This is a genomic window from Actinopolyspora sabaoui, from assembly GCF_051225635.1.
GTDB lineage: Bacteria > Actinomycetota > Actinomycetes > Mycobacteriales > Pseudonocardiaceae > Actinopolyspora.
This window is the reverse complement of sequence record NZ_JBMIHH010000001.1, coordinates 297,431-321,406: the sequence shown is the minus strand read 5'-3', so window position 1 is coordinate 321,406 and position 23,976 is coordinate 297,431. Positions and strand designations below refer to the sequence as shown.

Annotated in this window: 19 protein-coding genes and 1 pseudogene; 4 read left to right on the top strand and 16 right to left on the bottom strand. The window is 68.7% G+C overall.

What is annotated here, in order from left to right; translation table 11 throughout:
* Position 1: 1 nt before the first annotated feature.
* Positions 2 to 1,690, bottom strand: coding sequence for a putative glycoside hydrolase (locus tag ACOQFL_RS01450; RefSeq protein WP_435542251.1), 1,689 nt, complete (start codon positions 1,688 to 1,690; stop codon positions 2 to 4).
* A gap of 185 nt (positions 1,691 to 1,875) precedes the next feature.
* Between ACOQFL_RS01450 and ACOQFL_RS01445 the strand changes: the two genes are divergently transcribed.
* Positions 1,876 to 2,964 (top strand): polysaccharide deacetylase family protein, encoded by a 1,089-nt coding sequence (locus tag ACOQFL_RS01445; protein ID WP_435542250.1) that lies wholly within the window; start codon positions 1,876 to 1,878, stop codon positions 2,962 to 2,964.
* Between the two features lie 69 nt (positions 2,965 to 3,033).
* On the opposite strand, the gene ACOQFL_RS01440 is transcribed toward ACOQFL_RS01445, so the two are convergent.
* Positions 3,034 to 5,100 carry a primosomal protein N' gene (locus tag ACOQFL_RS01440; RefSeq protein ID WP_435542459.1) on the bottom strand — a complete coding sequence of 689 codons (2,067 nt, stop codon included), beginning with the start codon at positions 5,098 to 5,100 and terminating at the stop codon, positions 3,034 to 3,036.
* A 259-nt stretch (positions 5,101 to 5,359) separates the two neighbouring features.
* Between ACOQFL_RS01440 and ACOQFL_RS01435 the strand changes: the two genes are divergently transcribed.
* On the top strand, positions 5,360 to 5,815 hold the full coding sequence (locus ACOQFL_RS01435; protein ID WP_435542249.1) for a tRNA (cytidine(34)-2'-O)-methyltransferase: 456 nt from the start codon (positions 5,360 to 5,362) through the stop codon (positions 5,813 to 5,815).
* Positions 5,816 to 6,246: 431 nt separating this feature from the next.
* Positions 6,247 to 7,542, top strand: coding sequence for a serine hydrolase domain-containing protein (locus ACOQFL_RS01430; RefSeq protein ID WP_435542248.1), 1,296 nt, complete (start codon positions 6,247 to 6,249; stop codon positions 7,540 to 7,542).
* A 75-nt stretch (positions 7,543 to 7,617) separates the two neighbouring features.
* Here the strand turns inward: ACOQFL_RS01430 and metK are convergent, their stop codons facing one another.
* From metK to pyrR, 13 genes are all read right to left on the bottom strand, one after another.
* A complete protein-coding gene (metK, locus tag ACOQFL_RS01425; protein WP_435542247.1) occupies positions 7,618 to 8,820 on the bottom strand; it encodes a methionine adenosyltransferase in 1,203 nt (400 codons plus the stop codon).
* A 113-nt stretch (positions 8,821 to 8,933) separates the two neighbouring features.
* The gene (gene coaBC / locus ACOQFL_RS01420; RefSeq protein WP_435542246.1) at positions 8,934 to 10,196 is read right to left on the bottom strand and encodes a bifunctional phosphopantothenoylcysteine decarboxylase/phosphopantothenate--cysteine ligase CoaBC; all 1,263 of its coding nucleotides are present in this window, start codon (positions 10,194 to 10,196) and stop codon (positions 8,934 to 8,936) included.
* The gene (rpoZ, locus tag ACOQFL_RS01415) at positions 10,193 to 10,459 is read right to left on the bottom strand and encodes a DNA-directed RNA polymerase subunit omega (protein ID WP_435542458.1); all 267 of its coding nucleotides are present in this window, start codon (positions 10,457 to 10,459) and stop codon (positions 10,193 to 10,195) included. The genes coaBC and rpoZ overlap by 4 nt, the downstream gene beginning before the upstream one ends.
* A 215-nt stretch (positions 10,460 to 10,674) precedes the next feature.
* Positions 10,675 to 11,319, bottom strand: coding sequence for a guanylate kinase (gene gmk / locus ACOQFL_RS01410; protein WP_435542245.1), 645 nt, complete (start codon positions 11,317 to 11,319; stop codon positions 10,675 to 10,677).
* A complete protein-coding gene (gene mihF / locus ACOQFL_RS01405; RefSeq protein ID WP_092628730.1) occupies positions 11,316 to 11,633 on the bottom strand; it encodes an integration host factor, actinobacterial type in 318 nt (105 codons plus the stop codon). Before mihF ends, gmk begins: the two co-directional genes overlap by 4 nt.
* Positions 11,634 to 12,108: 475 nt before the next feature.
* Positions 12,109 to 13,398 (bottom strand): glycosyltransferase family 87 protein, encoded by a 1,290-nt coding sequence (locus tag ACOQFL_RS01400; RefSeq protein WP_435542244.1) that lies wholly within the window; start codon positions 13,396 to 13,398, stop codon positions 12,109 to 12,111.
* A gap of 51 nt (positions 13,399 to 13,449) precedes the next feature.
* Entirely contained in the window at positions 13,450 to 14,295 is an 846-nt protein-coding gene (pyrF, locus tag ACOQFL_RS01395; RefSeq protein WP_435542243.1) for an orotidine-5'-phosphate decarboxylase, read from the bottom strand.
* A complete protein-coding gene (carB, locus tag ACOQFL_RS01390) occupies positions 14,292 to 17,669 on the bottom strand; it encodes a carbamoyl-phosphate synthase large subunit (protein ID WP_435542242.1) in 3,378 nt (1,125 codons plus the stop codon). The genes pyrF and carB overlap by 4 nt, the downstream gene beginning before the upstream one ends.
* A complete protein-coding gene (gene carA / locus ACOQFL_RS01385; RefSeq protein WP_435542241.1) occupies positions 17,669 to 18,790 on the bottom strand; it encodes a glutamine-hydrolyzing carbamoyl-phosphate synthase small subunit in 1,122 nt (373 codons plus the stop codon). The genes carB and carA overlap by 1 nt, the downstream gene beginning before the upstream one ends.
* On the bottom strand, positions 18,787 to 19,365 hold the full coding sequence (locus ACOQFL_RS01380) for a PH-like domain-containing protein (protein WP_435542240.1): 579 nt from the start codon (positions 19,363 to 19,365) through the stop codon (positions 18,787 to 18,789). Before ACOQFL_RS01380 ends, carA begins: the two co-directional genes overlap by 4 nt.
* Positions 19,365 to 20,711 carry a dihydroorotase gene (locus ACOQFL_RS01375; protein ID WP_435542239.1) on the bottom strand — a complete coding sequence of 449 codons (1,347 nt, stop codon included), beginning with the start codon at positions 20,709 to 20,711 and terminating at the stop codon, positions 19,365 to 19,367. Before ACOQFL_RS01375 ends, ACOQFL_RS01380 begins: the two co-directional genes overlap by 1 nt.
* Positions 20,708 to 21,640: an aspartate carbamoyltransferase catalytic subunit gene (locus ACOQFL_RS01370; RefSeq protein WP_435542457.1), complete on the bottom strand. Its 933-nt coding sequence runs from the start codon at positions 21,638 to 21,640 to the stop codon at positions 20,708 to 20,710. Before ACOQFL_RS01370 ends, ACOQFL_RS01375 begins: the two co-directional genes overlap by 4 nt.
* Positions 21,640 to 22,302, bottom strand: coding sequence for a bifunctional pyr operon transcriptional regulator/uracil phosphoribosyltransferase PyrR (pyrR, locus tag ACOQFL_RS01365; RefSeq protein WP_435542238.1), 663 nt, complete (start codon positions 22,300 to 22,302; stop codon positions 21,640 to 21,642). Before pyrR ends, ACOQFL_RS01370 begins: the two co-directional genes overlap by 1 nt.
* A gap of 263 nt (positions 22,303 to 22,565) precedes the next feature.
* Here pyrR and bldD point away from each other — a divergent pair, with 263 nt between their 5' ends.
* Complete coding sequence (bldD, locus tag ACOQFL_RS01360) at positions 22,566 to 23,054, top strand: transcriptional regulator BldD (protein WP_043574581.1); 489 nt, start codon at positions 22,566 to 22,568, stop codon at positions 23,052 to 23,054.
* Between the two features lie 473 nt (positions 23,055 to 23,527).
* On the opposite strand, the pseudogene nusB reads toward bldD, so the two are convergent.
* Positions 23,528 to 23,953: pseudogene (gene nusB / locus ACOQFL_RS01355) on the bottom strand (transcription antitermination factor NusB); the annotation flags it as partial.
* Positions 23,954 to 23,976 lie beyond the last annotated feature (23 nt).

The window sequence follows — 23,976 nt, the reverse complement described above, 5'->3', positions numbered from 1 at the left end:
GTCAGGGACCGGCCGACAGGGCCGCCGCGGTGTAGTCACAGGTCGGCGACCACAGCAGGAAGGAATCGATGCCGTTGTTCTTGGCCGCATCGATCTGGGCCGACACCTTCCCGGGACCGTAGTGCACCCCGAGACTGAAGTCCTGCAACCAGGGAATCACCTGGGACCCGGTTCCCTCCGTCGTGCCGAGCCAGTCCCGCAACGAACGGTTAACGATTTTGTAGGGTTCGTTGTTGGGATCGGCGACACCGTACTCACCCGGACCCCAATGCGAGGGATAGATCATCGGAGACACGTAATCGACGTGTTCCGCGATCTTCGGAATGTTCTGGCCCACCGACTCCGGCCTGGTCACGGTGATGCCGAACACCGAGGCGCCGAGATAGGCGTCGTGTTCGCGCAGTCGTTCGCGGGTCTGCCGGAGAAATCCGGCGATGCTCTCCGAGGGCGTTTTCTCCAACCCGGCGAAACGCATTCCGCCGCGGTCGCCGTCCGGCCTGCGCACGTAGTCGTAGAGGATGTCGTCGAATCCGAGCCGGGCCGCTTCGGCGGCGACGTCGATGTTGTAGTCGCGCACCGCGGGATTCGCGAAATTGGTGAAGGAGTAGTCGCCGTAACCACCGTTGTAGGGGCCACCCGCCGCGGTGCGGACGACCCGGTCGCGGTTGCCGGACTTCCAGGAGGCCTCGGCGAGGATGGGGTCCTTGAAGGCCACCAGCCTGCCGACCACTCGCACACCCATGCCGTGCAGCCGATCGATGGCCTTACGAGCATCGAAGTACCCCTTGTCGGCCCCGATCCGCTCGGCCAGCGGAACCGCGGAGTCATACTGGATCTCACCGCTCTCGTCCTTTATGTCCAGTTCCACGGTGTCGATGACCCCCTGGCGGGCCATGCGCAGCACCGGCTCGCGGAGTTGGTCACTGGACCAGGCAAGGCCGGTCATGTGCACCGCACGCATCCCGGGGTGATCCACCTCGATCCTGACCTCGGTCGAGGAGGTGTTGCCCGCCCGGTCGGCCGCTTTCACGGTCACACTCGACGCGGCCTCGTCGAATTCGTGGCTGAATTTCCCGGAATCGTCGAGTCGCACCCGTTTCCCGGCGACAGTAACCCGCGAAGCCCCGTTCGCCTTTCCAGTAACGGTAACCGGATCCGAAAAGGATTCACTACTGACCGTTTCCGGCAACAGGACATCGGGAGCGGTGGCGTCCACTTCGAAGTTCTTGCGCAGCGTCCTGCTCCAGGGCAACGCTCCGGAGGGAACCTCCACCCGTAACTGATGGGCCCCCTCGGGCAATTCGCCCGGCCGCAGCACAGCCGCACCGTCCCGCACCCGGACACTGACGGATTTTCCGTCCACATCGGCTGTTACCTCGTCCGGGGAGTCGGTTTCCACCCGGATCGCACCGTCCGCGACCGCGGCCGGGGTGAGCGGGTGATCCGGCAGCCCGCGCACGGCGGGACGTTGCATGGTGAGCAGGTTCACCATCCAGATACCGCCGACCACGAGCAGCAACCCACCCACGGTCATCGCGATCTTCGTCCAGGACGCACGCCTGCCGCGCCCCTCGGCGGAGTCGGAACGCGGGTGCTCTTCGTGGTTTCCGGAGTCCGAATCGCCGGTTTCGGAGTTCCCCGCTTCGGAGTTGTCGGTCTCGTCGCTGTCTTCTGGCGTCGGATCAACCATCGTGTCACCTCATCTGATCCACCACGGTATGCCGACGCGGTGCCGCTCGCAGATCGCGGCAAAACGTCGTGATTCACGGTGGCAGGTAATACGGGTTCGAGCAATGACCGGCATGGAGTAACCAAAACCGGCCCGCCCTTCTCTACAGTGTGAAATCTATGGCACTTACGAGGGAATTAAACGGCATGGGGTTGTCATCCAGACATCTGGCGTCCAACCGGCTGCGTGCGCTGCTCGTCTCGACCGTCGCACTCGGACTGCTGGCCGCGAGCGGCTGCGCCACCGGCGACTCCTCACAAGCTTCGTCCAACACGGACGGAGGCGCCACCGCGCCCACCTCGACCGCCACCTCGAGTGCGGCGCCCAGCTCGAAGCCACCCTCGCCCGCCGAGGTAGGAGCCAACGAGCTGGGGAAGATTCCCATCCTGATGTATCACCGGATCACACCCGACCCGCAGAGCGTCTACGACCGCACTCCCGAAGCGTTCCGGGCCGAACTACAGCGGCTGGCCGAGGAGAACTACGTTCCGATCACCACGGCCGACTACGCCGCGGGCCGGATCGACACGCCCGCGGGAACCCACCCGGTCGTGCTGACCTTCGACGACGCCTCCACCAGCCAGTTCCGGCTCGACTCCTCGGGAGAACCAGCGGCGAACACCGCCGTGGCCATCATGCGCGAAGTGGCCGCCCAGCACCCCGATTTCCGAGCGACCGCCTCGTTCTACATCACCACCCCGCCCTTCGGGGGCGACGACGTCGCGCGCAGCCTGCGCTGGTTGCAGGAACACGGTTTCGAGCTGGGCAACCACACGCTGGATCACCCCACCCTCTCGGCGGAATCGCCGTCCGAGGTGAAACACCAGATCGCCGGGATGCAGCGGCGTATCACGAAGACCACCGACGCGGAGGTCAGCACCATCGCGTTACCGCACGGGGTGCACCCCGACAGGGAGGAACTGGCCCGCTCCGGGGAGTCCGACGGCGTCCGGTACGAGCACGACGCGGTGCTGCTGGTCGGCGCCCGGCCCGCCCCGGCACCGTTCACGCGGCGTTTCGACCCGCTCAACGTTCCCCGGATCCGCTCCCAGGGGGGCGAGGGCGAGTCCGCGAAGTTCGGCTCGACGGTGTGGCTGGACAAACTCGCGGACAACCCCTCCGTGCGCTACACCTCCGACGGAAATCCCGACGTGATCTCCTACCCCTCGAACGGTTCCCGGAAACCGGCACAGCGATACGCCGAGCGCGCCGAGAGCTACCAGCCGAGCGAGTAGCGACGAGCACGAGTCCCGCACCATCCGGCCATCGCCACGCGAGCACCCCCAGCCGGTTACCGAGGAATGCTAGATCGGTTCGAGCGGATCCAACTGCACCCGCACGGGGCCACCGCTGCCGCGACCCCGTCTCACCTGCGCCTCGTACAACGCGTCGGCCAGCAGCCTGCCGTGCGCGCGATCGACCCGCAACAGGGCCCGCTCGCGTTCGGACTCGCCCGCCACGTCGACCTCCCCCAACGGCACCGGGCCCAGGATCTCGCCGCTGCCGGGCAGCTCGACACCGTCGAGCAGCTCGTTGACGGCTTCCGGAGCACCGTCCACGGAGGCCACCCGCTTGGCGGGGGGATAACCGAGTTCGGCGCGCCCGGCGAGTTCCCGTGCCGCGTACCAGGAGGGATCCCAGCGCACCAGAGCCTGTACCGGCGGGAGTTCGGACTCGGCCAGCACCACGACACGCCCGCCTCGCGCCGCGGAACGCACCAGGGTCGCGGCGGCGAACCAACGGCGAAGTGCCTGCTCCCCCGCACGCAACTCGGGGCGGGAGAGCATGGCACGCGCGTCCAACAGCAGCGCCGCGCCATAGCCATCCGCCGCCACCGGCTCGACCCCCGGGGTGGCGACCACCAGCGCGGGAGCGGCGGGAACTCGATCCAGCACCTCGTTACCACCCGAGGTCCGCACGGTCACCCCGCCGAAGGCCTTCCCCAGCTCTTCCGCGGTACGCGCCGCACCGATCACGATGGCGCGCAGCCGGTCGTTTCCACAACTCACGCACCGGAAAGCGTGTTCGACCGCACCACACCAACGGCAGGAGGGCGGTCGCGCGACATCGCTCCTCCCCGCGGGAATCGCCAGCGGGCCCGCGCACTTTCGGCACGTGGCGCGTTCACCGCAGCCGGCACAGCCCAGCGCGGGCATGTACCCCCGCCGCGGGACCTGCACCAGCACCGGCGTCCCGTCACGCAACGCCTGGCGGGCCGCCTGGAAGGCGATCGAGGGAAGCCGGGCGGAGCGGATGGTGGGGTCCTTGGCGAGTTGCGCGTCGTCCTCACCGATGGCGGTCACCCGGGGCGTGGCGGAACGCACCTCGGCCCGACTCGCCACCAGCTCGCCCGCCCAGCCGGACTCGACCAGCATCTCCGCCTCCGCCGTGCGCGCGAATCCGCCGATCAGCAGCGCGGCCCCCGCCGAGTGGGCGCGGTGGGTCAACACGTCCCGAACGTGCGGGTAGGGCGCGGTCGGATAGAGGTGCTGGTCGTCGCCGTCGTCCCAGACCACCACCAGTCCCACCGGCGGCACCACCGGTGCGAACATCGCGGCGCGGGTACCCACCACGATCCGCGCGTTACCGCGTCGCACGGCCAACCAGCGGCGGTAGCGCTCGGCCTGCCCCAGTTCGGAGGACAGCGAGACCACGCCCCGGTCACCGAGCAGCGCGGCACAGGACTTCGTCAACCGGGTCAGATCGCGGTGATCGGGCACCACCAGGATCGCCGAGCGCCGTTCGGCAGCCGCGGCGGCTGCGAGTTCGGCAAGCCTGGTCGACCAGTCCTCGTCGGGCAGGGCCTGCCACACGGCACGAGCGGGTTTTCCCTCCCGCACCGCGCGCAGGAACGCCGCGCCGTGGCCGTACCGGGACCAGGAGGTGCTCTCGGGCGGCGACGGCGGCTCGCCCGGCCCGGCCACGACGGCTTCGTTCTCCACTCTGGCGTGTCGCGGTGGTACGGCCAACCGCGCCACGTCGTTCAGGGTGCCCGCGTAACGCCGGGCGACCGCGCGGACCAGTTCGAGCAGCTCCCCGACCAGCACCGGCTCGGACGAGACGACCCGCTGCAGCCAGGCCAACCTGCCCGCGTAGTCCGACTCGGCGACCCGCTCCAGCAGGAATCCGTCCAGCAACCGGCCGTTGAACCGTACGCGCACCCGACACCCCGGCACGGCTTCGGTGTCGAAACGGCTCGGCACCACATAGTCGAACGGCCGATCGAGGTGATGCGGTGACACGTCGACGAGTACCCGGGCGATCGGCAGCTCGGCGGCGGGCTCGGCTGATCGCCCGCGGGCTCCGGAGCCGGAACCGCCCTTGGAGCGGGCGCGTTCACCCCCGGTTGCCGACACGTCCACCTCCGACACGTCCACCTCGCGACACCGCCACCGACCGACAAGCCACTCTATCGGTTCCAGGCAGGTCTCCCTCGCGGCCGCACGGCGGCCTTTTCGAACCACGCGGGCGGTCAACCCACCCGCCTCCGTTGCTCGCCCACCGAACGAAGATCGCCACCGGAGCGCTTCTAGTATTGACGGGCGAACGGCCGCGCCGGTTCGAACGTTCGGTCGACGTCCGTGCGCCACCTCCCACGGTTCCCCAGCTGACGGGCCGAAAGGAAGCCGAGTGTTCCACGTCGTCTTCTACCACCCCGAGATTCCCGGAAACACCGGAAACGCGATCCGAATGGTCGCGGGCACGGGCAGTGCGCTGCACCTGATCGAACCACTGGGTTTCCGGGTCGGCGACGCGGACCTGAAACGCGCCGGGCTGGACTATCACGACAAGGCGGTGCTGCGCGTGCACCCGGACCTGGAATCCGCGTGGCGAGCGATCGAACCGAGGAGAATCATCGCGTTCACCGTCCAGGCCGAGCGATCGTACGAGACGATCGACTACCGCCCCGACGACGTGCTGCTGTTCGGTCCCGAATCGATCGGCCTCCCCGAGGGGGTGCTGCCCTCCGAACCCGAGACGGTCCGGGTGCGCATCCCGATGGTGCCGGGGATCCGTTCGATGAACCTGGCCAACTCGGCGGCGGTGGCCACGTACGAAGCATGGCGCCAGCAGGGCTTCGCCTAGGAAGGCAGGACTCCGTCGGACGCCCGACACGGGGGTCGGGTGGCGGAACCTCTCGATCCAATGGTTAGCCGGGTGTACAGCATGATTCCGTATGGACGGGGGGTGCGGGAGCGGAAAATTCCCGCGAAATCGCCGGGCTGCTTCGGCGCGGTGGCGAACCCCCACCACTCCCGCAAGTCGAACCCCGACCACTTACGCAATCGGCACCGCCGCGGGTTCTCGCGTGCGGCTCTCGCGAGGACGGCCCCGACGTTGTGTAGGTCGCTACCCGATGTCGGGGCACCCGCAGCGAGAGCCGTGCGCGAGGTTCCGCTACCACCGCACCCAAGCCACGAACTCCGAATTCCCGGAAAGTGATTCGGCGATAACGCTGCGGAATTGGTGGGAGATCGGTTTCAATCGGTAATGATCTCCCACGGATGAGGAGCGTTATGAACGGAATCAGTGGACTCCGACGCGGATTGATCGCGCTGGGAGTGGCAGCGGCTGTGGCGCTGCCGGGCAGTCTCCCCGCGGTGGCAGCTCCGGACACGGCCCCGGCAGGCCCGCCGGACAGGGCCACCGAGGTTGGTTCGGCGGAACTCCGGAGAAACCTCGAAGCCGTACACGAGGCCGGTATGCCCGGCATTCAGGCCGCGGCGAGCCGAAACGGCCAAACCTGGTCCGGTGCGGCCGGAGTAGCCGACACCCACACCGATCGCCCCATGGAAGCCGGTTTCGGCCATCGGGTCGGAAGCGTCACGAAAACGTTCACCGCCACCGCCGTCCTGCGGCAGGTCTCGGCGGGGCGAGTCGAGCTGGACGCCCCCATCGGGCGGTACCTGCCCGAACTCTTTCCTGGGGAACGGGGCGAACGGATCACGGTTCGAATGCTGCTGAACCACACCAGCGGCATCGCGGACTACTTTCCGGTGATCTTCAACTCACTCACCCGCGGCTCGCTGGCCGATCTGGAGCGGAACAGGTTCCGCTACCACAGCCCGGAAGACCTGATCACGGCCGGAATGAAACAACCCGCCACCAACAAGCCCGGGCAGAGCTGGTCCTACTCCAACACGAACTACATCATCGCCGGTGAACTGCTGCGCGAGGTGACCGGACAGTCGCCGGAGCGCTACATCACCCGCGAGATCATTCGCCCGCTCGGGCTGCGGGACACCTACTTCCCCCGCTTCAACCCGTTCATCCCGGGGCCGAACAGCAAGGCCTACGAAGCGCTGTACCACCTGCCGGACCGGCGTGGCGAATACAGTGTCTACAGTCCCACGGCGCTGCGTGCGGCCGGAGCACTGATCTCGACACCCACCGATCTGAACCGGTTCTACGACGCGCTGCTTGGTGGGGAACTGCTGGACGAGTCGGTACTCGCGGAGATGCGCGAGACAGTGGCGGTTCCGAACAGCCCTACCCTGCGGTACGGCCTGGGGCTGATGCGGTTCGAAACACCCGCGTGCGGAACGATGTGGGGCCACGAGGGCACGGTTCCGGGTATGGCCACGCTTTCACTGCACAGTGCGGACGGGAAACGGCAACTCAGCTACGGGCTGAATCTGACCAAGTACCAGCAACTGGATGAGAACGGCCTACCGCTGGTCCATCCGATCGACCGACGGCTCGGCACGCTGCAGGTCAACGCCGTCTGCGATGTGAGCGACGCCGCGAGCACGGCGTCCTCCGACAGCTCGGGAGTGGCGCTGCTCGCGGATCTTCACCGGCTGACCCGGTGATCGGGGCGAGCTGACGGGAGCGAACTCCTACCGGCCGGGAATGGTGGGGCGACACCACCGTCCCGGTCGGAACGTTCACCGGTCGGCCAACGAGCGGAGCGCCTCGGCCCGGTCGGTGCGTTCCCAGGGCAGGTCCACATCCGTACGCCCGAAGTGCCCGTAGGCCGCCGTCGGCGCGTAGATCGGCCGCAGCAGGTCCAGATCCCGGATGATCGCCGCCGGACGCAGGTCGAACACCTCGTTGATCGCCGCCTGAATCTTGACCGGATCCACGTTCTCGGTGCCGAACGTCTCCACGAACAGCCCCACCGGAGCCGCCTTACCGATCGCGTAGGCCGTCTGCACCTCGATCCGGTTCGCCAAGCCCGCGGCCACCGCGTTCTTGGCCACCCACCGAGTCGCGTACGCCGCCGACCGGTCCACCTTCGACGGGTCCTTACCCGAGAACGCGCCACCACCGTGCCGCGCCATACCACCGTAGGTATCCACAATGATCTTGCGGCCCGTCAGACCACAATCACCCATCGGACCACCCGTGACGAACCGACCCGTCGGATTCACCAGCAGCATGGTGTCCGTGGCCTCCAACGCCAGTTCGGAGAGCTCGGGGCGGACCACGTACTCCCGCACGTCCGCGGCCACTCCCTCGTCCGGATCGACGGATTCGGAGTGCTGGGTCGAAACGACGACGGTGTCCAGCCGGACCGGCTGGTCCCCGGCGTACTCGACCGTGACCTGGGTCTTGCCGTCGGGGCGCAGCTGGGTAAGCACGCCGTCGTGCCGAACCCGCGCCAGTCCCCTGGAGAGCCGGTGCGCCAGGGCGATCGGCAGCGGCATCAACTCCGGAGTCTCGTTCGAGGCGTAGCCGAACATGATCCCCTGGTCACCGGCACCCTGCTGGGCGATCTCGTCGATGACACCCTCGACACGGGACTCGTGCGCGGTGTCGACACCCTGACCGATGTCCGGCGACTGGGCGTCGATCGAGACGTTGATGCCGCAGGAATCGCCGTCGAAGCCCTTGACCGAGTTGTCGTACCCGATCTCCAGGACCTTCTCCCGCACGATCGCGGGCAGATCCACATAAGCCTCGGTGGTGACCTCACCGGCCAGGTGCACCTGGCCCGTGGTGATCATGGTCTCCATGGCCACACGCGAACGCGGGTCCTGCGCCAGCATCGCGTCCAGGATCGCGTCGCTGATCGAGTCGGCCATCTTGTCCGGGTGGCCCTCGGTCACGGACTCACTGCTGAACAATCGACGCTGGTCGGGTCCCATCGACAAACCTCATCGCACCGCGCGGCTGGTGACGTCGGGCATTGGCTCGAGAGTTCGGGACGGAACCCGTTCACGTGGCCGAGTACTCCAACGTTTCGGTACGAATTCTAGGCTCAGCGATCCGGAGCCGCAGCGAACTGCTCGACAACGGCGTCCCACACCCTGGCGGCGAGCAACGTCTTGGAGCCGTGCGGCACGGGGTGCTCCGCGCCCGAGGAGGCCAGCAGCCAGCCTGCGTTGTCCTCGACCTCGAAAGCACGACCGTCGCCGACCGCGTTGACCACCAGCAGGTCGCACCCCTTGCGTACGAGCTTCTTGCGGCCGTACTCCAGCACCGTGGTGTCCGGGTCTCCGGTCTCGGCCGCGAACCCGGCGATCACCTCGGTACGCAACCGACCGTTCGATCGCTGCTCGACCAACTCCCCCAGCACGTCCGGATTGCGCTCGAGTCGGACCGGGGCCGGTTCGCCCTCGTTCTTCTTGATCTTGTGCTCGGCGCTCTCGGCAGGACGGAAGTCGGCCACGGCGGCCGACATCACCACCGCGTCGGCCCCGTCGGCGACTTCGAGCAGTTCGGACCGGAGTTCCCGGGCCGTGCCGACCCGTCGCAGCCGTACACCCGCCGGAACCACCAGATCGGCCGTGTTCGCGGCAACCAGCGTGACCTCGGCACCGCGATGCGCCGCGACCCGCGCCAGGGCGAATCCCTGTCTGCCGCTGGAACGGTTGCCCAGGTAACGCACCGGGTCCAGCGGTTCACGTGTGCCGCCCGCCGATACGACGACACGGCGCCCCTCCAGGTCGCGGGGCAGCCCGGTGGGCTCGGCCAGCAGCAACCGCGACAGATCGACGATCTCACCGGGATCGGGCAGCCGCCCCTTACCGGAATCTGCCCCGGTCAGGCGTCCACTGTCCGGTTCGGCGACCACGACTCCCCTGGAACGCAGCAGCTCGACGTTGTATCGGGTGGCGGGATGCTCCCACATCTCGGTGTGCATGGCGGGCACCAACAGCACCGGGCAGTGCGCCGTGAGCAGCGTCGAGGTGAGCAGATCGTCGGCGAGCCCGTTGGCGGCCCGGGCGAGCAGGTCGGCGGTGGCGGGAGCGACCACCACCAGATCCGCCTGCTGACCGAGCCGCACGTGGGGCACCTCGGGCACGTCGTCGAACACCTCGGTTCGCGCCGGATGGCCGGACAGCGCCTCGAACGTGGCCGCTCCGACGAAGCGCAACGCCGCGGCGGTGGGAGCCACCCGAACGTCGTGCCCGCTCTCGGTCAGTCCGCGCAGTACTTCGCACGCCTTGTAGGCGGCGACGCCACCGCCCACACCGAGAACGACGCGGGGCGCCTCACGCGCCCCCTGTTCGTCACTCACGCGCCCTCGGAGTGCTGCAGCACACCAGCGTGGATCTCGCGGAGCGCGATGGACAGCGGCTTCTCCCTCGGACCCGGCTCGACCAGCGGCCCCACGTACTCCAGCAGCCCCTCGCCGAGTTGGGCGTAGTAGTCCTGGATCTGCCTGGCCCGCTTGGCGGCGAAGATGGCCAGCGCGTACTTGGAGCTGACGTTGTGCAGCAGATCGTCGATGGGCGGGTCGGTGATTCCCTCGGCCGCGCCGCTGTTCGACTGGGACTGGATATTGGAAGACTGGCCGCCGGGGAAGGCGGTCAGCGAGTTGGGGATGCTCACGTGTGTGGCTCCTGTGCTCTCCGACGGCGATCAAATTGGTCGGTCCGAGTCCCCACGGCCCGGCGCGCGGAACCGTATCGAACCACCGCACGGCACTCGAAGGGGCCGTTCCGGTGAAACGCTCCGCCCCACGGCGTCGCCGAGGCGAGCGGAGCTCGCGAAGTCTACCGATCGTTCGAGGGCAGTTCGTTCGAGGGCAGCGGCTGCCCGGGAGGGGGACCGACTATCAATCGTACCAACTCGTCCACCGCTTTTCGCACATCGGCGTTGACCACGGTGGCATCGAACTCGGTACGGGCGGCCAATTCGGCTCGAGCCGTTTCCAGGCGCTGCCGCACCACCTCGGAGTCCTCGGTCATCCGCCCGGTGAGCCGATGGACCAGATCGTCCCAGGACGGCGGCAGCAGCATCACCAGCCGAGCGTCGGGCATGCTTCGCCGCACCTGACGAGCGCCCTGCAGTTCGATCTCCAGCACGGCTGGACGGCCCGCAGCGAGCGCACGCTCGACCGGCGCACGAGGAGTGCCGTAGTAGTTGCCCGCGTAGCGGGCGTACTCCAACATCTCCCCCGCCGCGACCATGCGTTCGAACTCGGCCCGGTCGACGAAGTGGTAGTGAACCCCGTCCGTCTCCCCGGAACGGGCGGGACGGGTGGTCACGGAAACGCTGAAGTAGATATCCGGTGCCTGCTTCCGCAGTTCGTCGAGCACGCTCGACTTGCCCACACCGGAAGGTCCGGATACGACGGTGAGCCGGGGCGTACCCGTCGAGGCACGCCCCGGCAGCACGCCGTCGTCCGCGTCGATCACGCCCCGTTGAACTCGGCGAGCAACGCCTTGCGCTGACGCTCGCCGAGACCACGAAGCCTGCGGCTGCTGGCGATCTCCAGCCGCTCCATGATCTGTTGCGCGCGGACCTTGCCCACGCCGGGAAGGGCCTCCAACAGCGCGGAGACCTTCATCTTGCCGAGGGTCTCGTCGTTGTCGGCACTGTCCAAGACCTCGGCCAGGCTGGTCCCACCGCGCTTGAGGCGCTCCTTGAGCTCAGCGCGGGCGCGACGGGCGGCAGCCGCCTTTTCGAGTGCCGCAGCCCGCTGCTCCTCGGTCAGCTGGGGAAGGGCCACCATGTCCTCCGTGATGTGGGTTTTCTTGATCGGTGCGGCGACGGTACCGACCCAGGTCAGCTCGCTATAACGCGGGTCCACCTTTTTCGAGTCGGTTTCATCGGTTCTCCCGTCGCCCGGCCTGTCGGGTGGCTCGCCCACGACGCTGACGACCACCGGCCGCTGCAAGTACTACCAACAACGAGGCTGAAGTGCACTAACCCGGGGCAAAACTGGCCTCAACTGTTCGATTTCCGGGCGGTTGAGCGACGCTGAGCGATTCATCGCAGGTCAGTACCCGCCGCAACGGACACTCGGGGAAAGCTCGCGCGTGACCGCGAACATCGAAGAACGGAAGCCGGCGCCGAAGTCTCGAACCACCGCCGGATCGCGGTGTGCCACCCCCGTACGCACGAACGACCCCACCGAAGAGTGGTCGATATCACTCCGCCATGCGATCGTTCGCGCGACCGGCTACCGGGCGAACGAGTGACATTCACCGCCGAGCGGTGGGCTCCACACCCCGGACACACCACCAGAGCCAAAGCAACGCCACGACCGCGAGCACCACATAACAATCCCCGATCAAATGCTGCGCGGGTGTCCAGGCCAGTTCGCGGCGCTGTCCGTGCGGCAGGAAGTGATAGGGCGCCACGACGAAGACCGACGTCGCGAGCAACGCGGCGCCGGACAGCGGCAGGCCACCCCGACGTACCGCGGCGCCGAACAACAGCAGCAGCGCGGGCACGCACCAGACCCAGTGATTCGACCAGGAGGTGGGCGAGACCAGCAGTGAGAGCAGTCCCACCGAGACCATCCCGGTCGGCGCGTCGCAACGCCGCGATATCGCCACCACCACTCCGACCAGAATCAGGGTCACGAGCGCCCAGGTCACCACCAGCCAGGACGAGTTCGGCATCGTCCGCGCCAAGGCGCCCATGACCGACTGGTTGCTGTTGAGCAGATGTCCCGCCACTTCGGAGGCGGGACCGGAGCGGAACCAGTAATCGACCGAGGCCCGGGCATCGACCACGAAGCCGAGCGCGGTGCACACCAGTCCGACACCGACGGTCCGCAGCGCGGCGCGGATGTCACCCCGGGCCAGGAAGAAGAGCAGGAAGGCCGCCGGGGTCAGTTTGATCGCGGCGGCGAGACCGACCAGCGCTCCGCGCGGCCATCTCGACCACGGCGCCAGGCAGTCGAGGACGATCATCCCCATCAGCAGGATGTTGATCTGGCCCTGGCCGAATCCCGCGTGGACCGGTTCGAGCAGCAGGCTCGGCGAGAGCACCGCCACGCTCACCACGGCCGCACCACGCGAACCGACCGAGGGCCAGGAGTGCCGAGTGACGAGCTGGATCACCACGGCCAGCGAGAGGAGGTTCAGCGACCAGAGCAGCACGGTGGCCGCCCACATCGGCACGGCGCCGAACAGGCTCAGCGGTAACACCGCGAACGGCGGGTAGACCCAGGGCAGCAGTACTCCGTTGCTCAGCGGCGCCCATCCGTCCGGGATATGCCCCTCGGTCAACCAGGAACGAACCGCCCAGCGGTACACTTGCAGATCGCCGCGGATCTGGTAGACGGCCTCGCCTTCACCGAACAGGTATACGACGCACAGCGCGGTCAGTGCGAGCAGCAGCACCGACGAGGCGAGCACGAGCGAAGAGCACCGACGCCGAACCACCGCCGCGCGGAGAAAGTCGGCGACGCGTCGACTCGGTCTTCGACGTCCCGCTACGGATCCCGGGGAGTCGTGGCTCTTCGTGGTGGCTGTATCGGACACGGCCGGGATTCAATCATCACGAATCCCGGCCGCGCGGACATCCCGCGAGAGTCACTGTCCGAACACACCGGAGAGGTCAGCCCGCATCCGCCGGGTGGCCGAGCGGATCTCCGCCACGTCGGGGCCGTGCCGCAGCAGCTCGCGGGCGGCCGTGGGCAGCACGTTGGGCAGCACGGAGCCGAAGACCGAGCGCAGCCCCTGCACGGTGGCCCCCTGCGCCCCGAGCCCGGGTGCGAGCACGGGGCCGTTCAGGGCGGTGAGATCGAGTTCGCCGGGGCGGATCGTGGCCCCGGTGACCACACCGACGTGCCCCATCGGCGCCGCCCCCGCGTTGCTCTCCGCGGCGGCGTCCACGATGGACTGGGCCACCGTTTTCCCCTCCGAGGTGACCGAGCGCTGCAACCCGACCGCCTCCGGATTGGAGGTGCGGGCCAGCACGAAAACCCCCCGGCCGGTCTGCGCGGCGATGCCCAAGGCGGGCGCGAGCGAGCCGTACCCCAGGTAGGGGGACACGGTGATCGCGTCCGCCGCCAGCGGCGAGGAGTCGTCGAGATAGGCGGTGGCATAGGCGGTCATGGTGGACCCGATGTCGCCACGTTTGACGTCGTGGACAACCAGCGTGCCCGCCTGAGCACACTCGGCCACCAACCGTTCCAGCACCGCGAGGCCGCGGGAGCCGTAGGTCTCGAAGAAGGCGGACTGCGGCTTGACCACCGCGACCTCCTCGCCCACGGCTTCGAGCACGGTCATCGCGAACCGCTCCAGCCCCGCCGGGGTCTCCTCCAGCCCCCACGCGTGCAGCAGCGCGGGGTGGGGATCGATCCCCACGCAGAGCGGCCCTCGGGCGTTCACGGCCTCGGCCAGGCGCTGCCCGAAGGCCGCGTGCACCACAGTCATCGGGTCTCACCACTCCGATCGCTCCGCAGCGCCGCCTGCAACCGCTGTAGTGGCCGCACGCCGATGTTGCCGCGGATGGCGGCCTCCACACCCTGCACCGCCGCCGCGGCGCCCTGCACGGTGGTGATGCAGGGGACGTCGCGGGAGACGGCGGCGGTCCGGATCTCGTAACCGTCCACCCTGGGACCGGGGTTGCCGTAGGGGGTGTTGAAGATCATGTCGATCTCGCCCGCCTTGATGAGGTCGATGACGTCGCGATCCCCGCCGGGCTCGTTGCCGGCGGGCGCGGAGACGTCGGCCGGGTCCTCGTTGTGCTTGCGGACCACGCCGCAGGCGATGTCGTTGCGCCGCAGGATCTCGGCCGTTCCCGAGGTGGCGCAGATGTCGAACCCGAGATCGGCGAGGCGCTTGACCGGGAACACCATCGAACGCTTGTCCCGATTGGCCACCGAGACGAACACCCGGCCCGAGGTCGGCAGCGAGCCGTAGGCACCGCTCTGGGACTTGGCGAACGCCTGTCCGAACGCGGTGTCGATGCCCATAACCTCGCCGGTGGACTTCATCTCCGGCCCGAGGAGCGAGTCGATGCCGTGTCCCTCCGGCGTGCGGAACCGGTGGAACGGCAGCACGGCCTCCTTGACCGCGACCGGAGCGTGCGGCGGCAGGTCAGCCCCGTCGCCGTGCGGCGGCAGCATGCCCTCGGCCCGCAGGTCGGCGATCTTGGCACCGAACATGACCCTGGCCGCGGCCTTGGCCAGCGGGGCGGCCGCCGCCTTGGACACGAACGGCACGGTGCGCGAGGCGCGCGGGTTGGCCTCCAGGACGTAGAGCACGTCGTCCTTGAGCGCGTACTGCACGTTGAGCAGCCCACGCACCCCGATCCCCTCGGCCAGCGCCTCGGTGCAGCGACGAACCTTGTCGATGTCCTGCCTGCCGAGGGTGATGGGCGGCAACGCGCAGGCGGAGTCGCCGGAGTGCACCCCGGCTTCCTCGATGTGTTCCATCACGCCGCCGATGTAGACGTCGGTGCCGTCGCACAACGCGTCCACGTCGATCTCGATCGCGTCGTCGAGGAAGTTGTCCACCAGCACCGGGTGTTCCGGGGTGACCTCGGTGGCCCTGGCGATGTAGTTCTCCAGGGAGGTCTCGTCGTAGACGATCTCCATGCCGCGACCGCCGAGCACGTAGGACGGGCGCACCAGCACCGGGTATCCGATGTCGTCGGCGATGCGCTTGGCGCCCTCGAAGGAGGTGGCGGTGCCGTAGCTGGGTGCGGGCAGCCCCGCCCGGTTGAGCACCTCGCCGAACGAGCCGCGGTCCTCGGCCAGGTGGATGGCCTCCGGCGCCGTTCCCACGACGGGAACACCGGCCTCGGCGAGCTTGCTCGCCAACCCCAGCGGTGTCTGGCCGCCGAGCTGGACCACCACCCCGGCGACGGTGCCCGATGCCTGCTCGGAGTGCACGACCTCCAGCACGTCCTCGAAGGTCAGCGGCTCGAAGTACAGCCGGTCCGAGGTGTCGTAGTCGGTGGAGACGGTCTCGGGGTTGCAGTTGACCATGACCGTCTCGTACCCGCTGCCGCCGTTGTCGGGGGCGTCACGCAGCCCCATGGCGGCGTGCACGCAGGAGTAGTCGAACTCGATGCCCTGGCCGATCCGGTTGGGGCCGGAACCGAGGATGATCACCTTCGGCTTTTCGCGCTGCCGGGCCACTTCGGACTCGGCGGCGGCGTCGGACTCGTAGGCCGAGTAGTGGTACGGCGTGGCCGCGGCGAACTCGGCCGCGCAGGTGTCCACGGTCTTGTAGACCGGGCGCACACCCAGCCGGTGCCGCAGCGAGCGAACCCCCTCCTCACCCGCGAGTTCGGGGCGCAGCGCCGCGATCTGCCGGTCGGAGATCCCGGCACGCTTGGTGGTGCGCAGCAGCTCGGCGTCCAGCACGGGAGCGGCCAGGAGCTGCTCACGCAGCTCCACCAACGAGGCGATCTGGTCGATGAACCAGGAGTCGATCCCGGAGGCCTCGTGCACCTGGGCCACCGTGGCGCCCATGCGCAACGCCCGCTCGACGGTGTAGAGCCTGCCGTCGTGGCCGTCGCCCAGTTCGTCCAGCGTGGAGTCCAGGGTCACGCCCTCCGGATCCGGCACGGTCCAGAATCCAGCGCGGGAGGACTCCAGCGAGCGCATCGCCTTGCCCAGCGCCTCGGTGAAGTTGCGCCCCAGCGACATGGCCTCGCCCACGCTCTTCATCGTGGTGGTCAGCCGGGTGTCGGCGCCGGGGAACTTCTCGAAGGCGAACCTCGGCGCCTTGACCACCACGTAGTCCAGCGTGGGTTCGAAGCTGGCCGGGGTCTGCTCGGTGATGTCGTTGGGGATCTCGTCCAGCGAGTAGCCGATGGCCAGCTTCGCCGCGATCTTGGCGATCGGGAAGCCGGTGGCCTTGGAGGCCAGCGCCGAGGAGCGCGACACCCGCGGGTTCATCTCGATGACGACCATGCGGCCGGTGCTCGGGTGGATGGCGAACTGGATGTTGCACCCACCGGTGTCCACACCCACCTCGCGCAGCACGTCGATGCCCACGTCGCGCATGTGCTGGTACTCGCGGTCGGTCAGCGTCATCGACGGGGCCACCGTGACCGAGTCGCCGGTGTGCACCCCCATCGGATCGACGTTCTCGATGGAGCAGATCACGACCACGTTGTCGGCGTGGTCGCGCATCAGCTCCAGCTCGTACTCCTTCCAGCCGAGCACGCTCTCCTCGATGAGCACCTCGTGCACCGGGGACTCCGTCAGCCCCAGCGAGGCCATGCGCTCCAGTTCCTCGTGGGTGTGCGCCATGCCCGAGCCGAGCCCGCCCATCGTGAAGCTGGGCCGGATCACCACGGGCAACCCGCGCTCGGTGACGAAGTCACGCACCTCGTCCATCGAGTTGCACACCTTGCTCTCGGGCACGCCGCCGCCCACCGAGCGAACGATGTCCTTGAACCGCTGCCGGTCCTCGCCGCGCTGGATCGCGTCGACGTCGGCGCCGATCAGCTCCACGCCGTACTTCTCCAGCACACCCCGCTCGTAGAGGGCCACGGCGGTGTTCAGCGCGGTCTGCCCGCCCAGCGTGGCCAGCAGCGCGTCCGGACGCTCGGCGTCGATGACCTTTTCCACGAACTCCGGGGTGATGGGTTCGATGTAGGTGGCGTCGGCGAACTCCGGGTCCGTCATGATCGTGGCCGGGTTGGAGTTGACCAGGCTGACCCGGATCCCCTCGGAACGCAGCACTCGGCAGGCCTGGGTCCCGGAATAGTCGAACTCGCACGCCTGGCCGATCACGATCGGACCGGAGCCGATGACCAGAACGTGGTTGATGTCGGTCCTCTTCGGCATCAGCGTGCCTCGCTCATCAGTCGTACGAAGGAGTCGAACAGGTTCGCCGCGTCGTGCGGCCCGGCGGCGGCCTCGGGGTGGTACTGCACGCTGAACGCGGGAGCGTCCAGCAGCCGCAGCCCCTCGACGGCGCCGTCGTTGGCGCAGTGGTGGCTGACCACCGCGCGACCGAATTCGGTGTCGAAGTGCTCACCCGGCTCGCCGCGCACGGCGAACCCGTGGTTCTGCGCGGTGATGGCGACCCGGCCGCTGTCGGAGTCGATCACCGGAATGTTGATACCGCGGTGCCCGTAGGGCAGCTTGTAGGTTCCCCTGCCGAGCGCGCGCCCCAGGATCTGGTTGCCGAAGCAGATCCCGAACAGCGGCAGGCGCCGTGCCAGGATCTGTTTGGTCACCTCCACCGCGTGGTCGGCGGTGGCGGGATCACCCGGGCCGTTGGACAGGAACACACCGTCGGGCTCCACCGCCGTGATCTCGGACAGCGAGGAACCCAGCGGCAGCACGTGCACCTCGATGCCGCGTTCGGCGAGCAGCCGGGGCGTGTTGGACTTGATCCCCATGTCCAAGGCCGCGACCGTGAACCGGCGCTCCCCGACCGCGGGCACCACGTAGGACTCGGCGGTGGTGACGTCGCCCGCCAGGTCGGCACCCAGCATCCGGTCACCGGCGACGACCCGGTCGACCATCGTCCGATCGTCGGTGACCTCTTCGCCGGAGAAGATGCCCGCGCGCATCGCGCCCAGTTCCCGGATGTGTCGGGTCAGCGCGCGGGTGTCCAGGTTGGCTATGCCGACCACACCCTGGTTGCTCAGCTCCTCCTGCAGCGAGCGGGTGGCACGCCAGGAGGACGGCCTGCGCGCGGGGTCACGTACCGCGTACCCCGCGACCCAGATCCGTGCGGACTCGTCGTCCTCGTCGTTCCAGCCGGTGTTGCCGATCTGCGGCGCGGTGGCCACCACGATCTGCCGGTGGTACGACGGATCGGTCAACGTCTCCTGATAACCCGTCATGCCGGTGCTGAAGACGACCTCACCGAAGCAAGAACCCTCACTGCCGAAGGCCTCGCCGCGAAAGATCCGGCCATCCTCCAACACCAGGGCGGCGGGGGCCTGCGCGGTCATGTTTCCTCCTGCCGCTCAACCGCGGCCTCGTCGTCGTGCTCGGAATCGGAATCGGTGGTGGCGGTGGGCCGCAGCGTCCTGAGCGCCTTCACCCACTCGGCGGGATCGGTCTCGTCGCCGTGGCGGAACCCGCTGTCGAGCGGCTCGGCCGACGAGGAATGCCCGTCCGGGTGCCACGTGATCACCAGCATGCCGACACCGGGGACCACCTTGTTGGCCAATTTGTGATCGACACGGGCGTCGTGCAGCGCCGAGACCGGTATCCAGAGCGGCTCCTCGCCGGCCCTGTCCAGCAGCACCCCTGTTCGGTAGAGCCTGGCGGTGGCGCTCGCCCGGTTGCCGAGCGTCGCCGCGGTGACCCGGTTCTGCCAGTCACCGGCGATGGTGGTGCCCACGTACAGCCCCACCGAGGCGGGCAACAGCTCGGGCAGCGAGTCCAGCCCGGGCGGAACCCCCGGCAACGAGCCCGCCAGCGCGTCGTGCCCGCGTTTGCGCCTGTTCCAGCCCCTGCGCATCCCGTAGATGACCAGGACCGCGAGGGCGGCCAGCGCGAGAACCCAAAGCGTTCGTGCCATCAGGACCACCCTCCGACCGGTTCGACCTTGCCGTCGCGTGCGGTGATCCGCCCCTCGGAGATCGTGGCCAGTACACGTCCCGGCAGCACCATCCCCTCGAAGGGCGTGTTGACCGCGGTACTCGCCAGCTCCGCGCCGCGCACCGTCCACTCGGTGTCCGGGTCGACCAGGGTGAGGTTGGCCGGTTCCCCGACATCGATCGGCCGCCCCTGCCGGGACAGTCCGGCGACCCGGGCGGGCGTCTCGCTCAGGACCCGGGCGACCCCCCGCCAATCCAACAGCCCGGGGCGGACCATGGTGCGCACCAGCACCGCCAGCGCGGTCTGCAACCCGAGCATGCCCGGCCTGGCCGCCGACCACTCACAGTCCTTGTCCTGGTCGGCGTGTGGTGCGTGATCGGTGGCGACGCAGTCCACGACACCCTCGGCGAGTGCCGTGCGCAACGCGTGCACGTCCTCATCGGTGCGCAGCGGCGGGTTGACCTTGTAGAGCGGGTCGTAGGTCTCCAGCAGCTCGTCGGTCAGCAGCAGGTGGTGCGGCGTGACCTCCGCCGAGACCGAGCCCGCCGTCGAGCGGGAGCGCCACCACCGCAGAAACTCCGCGGTGCCCGCGCTGGAGACGTGGCAGACGTGCAGCGAGCCGCCGGTGTGCTCGGCGAGCATGCAGTCCCGCGCCACCACCGACTCCTCGGCGGCGGCGGGCCAGCCCGCCAGCCCGAGCCGTGCGGCGTTCGGCCCCTCGTGGGCCTGCGAACCGGGGGTCAGCCTCGGATCCTGGGCGTGCTGGGCCACCACACCGCCAAAGGCGCGGGTGTACTCCAGTGCCCGCCGCATCAGCAGCGGATCGTCCACGCAGTGCCCGTCGTCGGAGAACACGCGAACCTCCGCGGGCGAGCGCGCCATCGAACCGATCTCGGCCAGCCGCTTCCCGTCCAGCCCTGCCGTGACCGCGCCGACGGGACGCACGTCGACCAGACCGATCTCGCGGCCCCGGCGCCGCACGTGCTCGACCACCACCGCGTTGTCGGCGACCGGATCGGTGTTGGCCATGGCCAGCACCGCCGTGTAACCACCGAGCGCGGCGGCCGTCGAGCCGCTCTCGACGGTCTCGGCGTCCTCCCCGCCCGGTTCCCGCAGGTGGGTGTGCAGGTCCACGAAGCCGGGCAGCAGCACCGCGCCCCCCGCGTGGACGATCTCGTCGGCATCGGTGCCGGAGTGTTGTCCGATTCCGGCCACGACGCCGTCGTCGATCAGCAGGTCCACCGGCTCCCCGGTGCCGTAGGGGCGTACTTCGCGTAGCAGTATCCGCCGCCCGGAACCGCCCGTGGGGTGCTCGTTCTCGGTCACGCCGTGCTCTCCTCTCCGGCCAGCAGGTGGTACAGCACGGCCATCCGCACGTGGACCCCGTTCCGGACCTGTTGTTCGACGGCCGCGCTCGGCGAGTCGGCCACTCGCGGCGCGATCTCCATTCCGCGCAGCATCGGCCCCGGGTGCAGCACGACCGCGTGCTCGGGCAGCTTCGTGGTGCGCGCGGCGTTGAGGCCGTAACCGATCGAGTACTCCCTGGCCGTCGGGAAGAACCCACCGTTCATGCGCTCGGACTGCACCCGCAGCGCCATCACCGCGTCGAGGCCGGGCAGCTGCGGATCCAGCTCGTGCGTGACGGTGGCTCCCCAGCTCTCGATCCCCTCGGGAACCAGCGTGGGAGGCGCGATCAGCACGACCTCGGCACCGAGGGTGCGCAGCAGGTGGACGTTGGAACGCGCCACCCGGCTGTGCAGCAGGTCACCGACGATGCCGACGCGTCTGCCGGACAGCTCGCCGAGCCGCTCCCGCAGCGTCGCGGCGTCCAGCAGCGCCTGGGTCGGGTGCTCGTGCATCCCGTCGCCCGCGTTGACGACCCTGGTTCCGGTGTGGTCCAGCCACTCCGCGAGTCGGTGCGGGGCACCGGAGGCGCCGTGGCGCAGGATCACGCAGTCCGCGCCCGCCGCCGAGAGCGTGAGCGCGGTGTCCCGCAGCGACTCGCCCTTGCCGGTGGACGAGCCCGAGGCCGACACGTTGATCACGTCGGCGCTCATCCACTTGCCCGCCACCTCGAACGACACCCTGGTGCGGGTCGAGTTCTCGTAGAACATGGTGATCACGGTGCGCCCACGCAGGGTGGGGAGCTTGCGCACCTCCCTGCCGAGCAGCGTCTGCTTGAGCGTGTCGGCGGTGCCGAGCACCGTGTTCACGGTCTCGCTGTCCAGCCCGTCGGCCGTGAGCAGATGCCGTATCACTGTTTTCCTCCGGCCGATTCGGCTGTGTCGGTTCCCGGTTCGGTGCCCGGCTCCTGCCCGGAGGCGGCAGCCGACGAGGTGCCCGGGCGACGCAGCAGCACCGCGTCGGTGTCGTCCACCTCGGTGAGCCGTACCGCGACGTCCTCGCTGCGCGCCGTCGGCACGTTCTTGCCCACGTAGTCGGCGCGGATGGGCAGCTCGCGGTGCCCGCGATCCACCAGCACGGCCAGCTGCACCGCGCGGGGACGTCCCTGGTCGCGGAGCGCGTCCAGCGCGGAACGAACGGTGCGGCCGGAGAACAGCACGTCGTCGACGAGCACGACCAGCGCGTCGTCGACGCCCCCGGTGGGCACGCTGCTCGGTTCCAGCGGGCGATTCGGCTGCTGGCGCAGATCGTCGCGGTACAGCGTGATGTCCAACGCCCCGGTGGGAACGGTGACACCGCTGAAGGTGTCGATGCGCTCCGCGATCCGTCGGGCGAGTGGCACTCCCCTGGTGGGAACCCCCAGCAGCACGACGTGTTCGGCGCCGCTGTCGAGCGCGGTCTTCTCGATAATCTGATGGGCCATTCGGGCGACGGTGCGCGCGACGTCACCGGCCGAAAGCAATTCGCGCTCTCCGGCCGAAGCCGCCGCGTCCGCCGATTGGCGTGACGCCACGGAAGGACCTCCTTCCCCGCCTCACTGGACGGGCCGTTAAAGGACGCCAGGAGCCCGGCAGCTGCCGAGCTTGCCTTGTACGCTATCAGCGTCGGGGGGTCAACCGCCGGGGTGGTGTAACGGGATTCGTGCCACACTCACTCCAAGAGCAGCTTGACCTGGTGACGCTCGCGAGCGAATATTACTCTCCGTATCAATACTGAGCGTTCCTCCCCGGCAACTTGAACTAGGCTGACGGGGCGAATGAAACGGAGAACCGCCACATGGGCGACTACGCCAAGGCGCTGGGCAGCAAGCTCCGCGCTATCCGCCAGCAGCAGGGTCTTTCGCTGCACGGCGTCGAGCAGAAGTCAGGCGGGCGGTGGAAGGCCGTGGTCGTCGGGTCTTATGAACGAGGTGACCGTGCGGTCACCGTGCAGAAACTCGCCGAGCTGGCCGACTTCTACGGTGTTCCGGTAGCCGAACTGCTGCCGGAAGGGCGGGTTCCCTCCAGCGCGGAACCCGCGACGAAGGTTGTGATCAACCTCGAGCGGCTGCAACAGCTTCCCGCGGAGAAGGTGGGGCCGCTGGCCCGTTATGCGGCCACGATCCAGAGTCAGCGAGGTGACTACAACGGCAAGGTGCTGTCCATCCGCACCGAGGACCTGCGTTCCCTGGCCATCATCTACGACATGTCGCCGGGAGAACTCACCGAGCAGCTCATCGACTGGGGCGTCCTTCCTCCCGAGGCCCGTCCGGCCCGCGAGGAGTGACGAGCCCGTGGTCCGCACCCGTCGCGACACGGGTGCGGGCCACACCGGTGTCCGCCGGTCGTGGGGACGACGCGTCCGCTGACGGCTCCGGGTTCTGGGTTGGGCGGGTTGACCACCCGACCAGAACCCGGGCTCGATCGACGTGACCGCGCGGACCCGAGCAGAACCCGGTCGCCCCGGAACGTGATGATATCGTGATGTGCGTCACATCGCCATGAACACGACGAGCCCCGCACGACAGCCACGGGATTCGAATCGTCGGCCGCTACCGGAATCGCCGAAGCACCTCCGGCGAATCCCGGTGCGGAGCGACGCGACATCGCGCGGCAATCCGCGCGGTAATCGAAAGCACCGATCGGGGCAGCCGGATCAGGAAGTCCCGATCAACGCTCCGAGGTCGTGGAGGACTCCGCCTCATGGTCGGAGTCGTGCTCCGCCGCGACCGTGTCCCGCTCCTCGGCCGAGGTCTCCGGGGAACCACGCAGCGATTCCCGCTGCTGTTCGTCGATACCGGCCAACCTGCCGAGCACCCCGTTGACGAACCGGGGCGTGTCGTCCGTGGAGAGCGCCTTGCCCAGCTGCACGGCTTCGTCGATGACCACGGCCGGGGGGATGTCGTCTCCCCACAGCATCTCGAAGAAACCCAGGCGCAGCACGGCCCGGTCCACCACCGGCATCCGGGAGAGCGCCCATCCCTGCGAGTACTCGACGATCAGTTCGTCGATCCGTTCGCGGTGTTCGGCCACCCCGGACACGAGCGTGACGGCGTAGTCACCGACGACCGGCGCCTCGGTGGAACCGACACGCTCGCGGAGCAGCGTGTCGGGGGGAAGTTCGCGTAGATCGGCCTCGTAAAGCACTTCCACCGCGCGTTTACGGGCCTTGCTCCGTTCGCCCAACTCACACCCTCTTTTCGGCAGCG

Coding starts and splice junctions, on each gene's coding strand:
- ACOQFL_RS01450 (WP_435542251.1), bottom strand. CDS start 1,690: ATGGTTGATCCGACGCCAGAAGACAGCGACGAGACCGACAACTCCGAA.
- bldD (WP_043574581.1), top strand. CDS start 22,566: ATGGGCGACTACGCCAAGGCGCTGGGCAGCAAGCTCCGCGCTATCCGC.
- carB (WP_435542242.1), bottom strand. CDS start 17,669: ATGCCGAAGAGGACCGACATCAACCACGTTCTGGTCATCGGCTCCGGT.
- ACOQFL_RS01430 (WP_435542248.1), top strand. CDS start 6,247: ATGAACGGAATCAGTGGACTCCGACGCGGATTGATCGCGCTGGGAGTG.
- metK (WP_435542247.1), bottom strand. CDS start 8,820: ATGGGACCCGACCAGCGTCGATTGTTCAGCAGTGAGTCCGTGACCGAG.
- ACOQFL_RS01380 (WP_435542240.1), bottom strand. CDS start 19,365: ATGGCACGAACGCTTTGGGTTCTCGCGCTGGCCGCCCTCGCGGTCCTG.
- pyrF (WP_435542243.1), bottom strand. CDS start 14,295: ATGACTGTGGTGCACGCGGCCTTCGGGCAGCGCCTGGCCGAGGCCGTG.
- ACOQFL_RS01445 (WP_435542250.1), top strand. CDS start 1,876: ATGGGGTTGTCATCCAGACATCTGGCGTCCAACCGGCTGCGTGCGCTG.
- carA (WP_435542241.1), bottom strand. CDS start 18,790: ATGACCGCGCAGGCCCCCGCCGCCCTGGTGTTGGAGGATGGCCGGATC.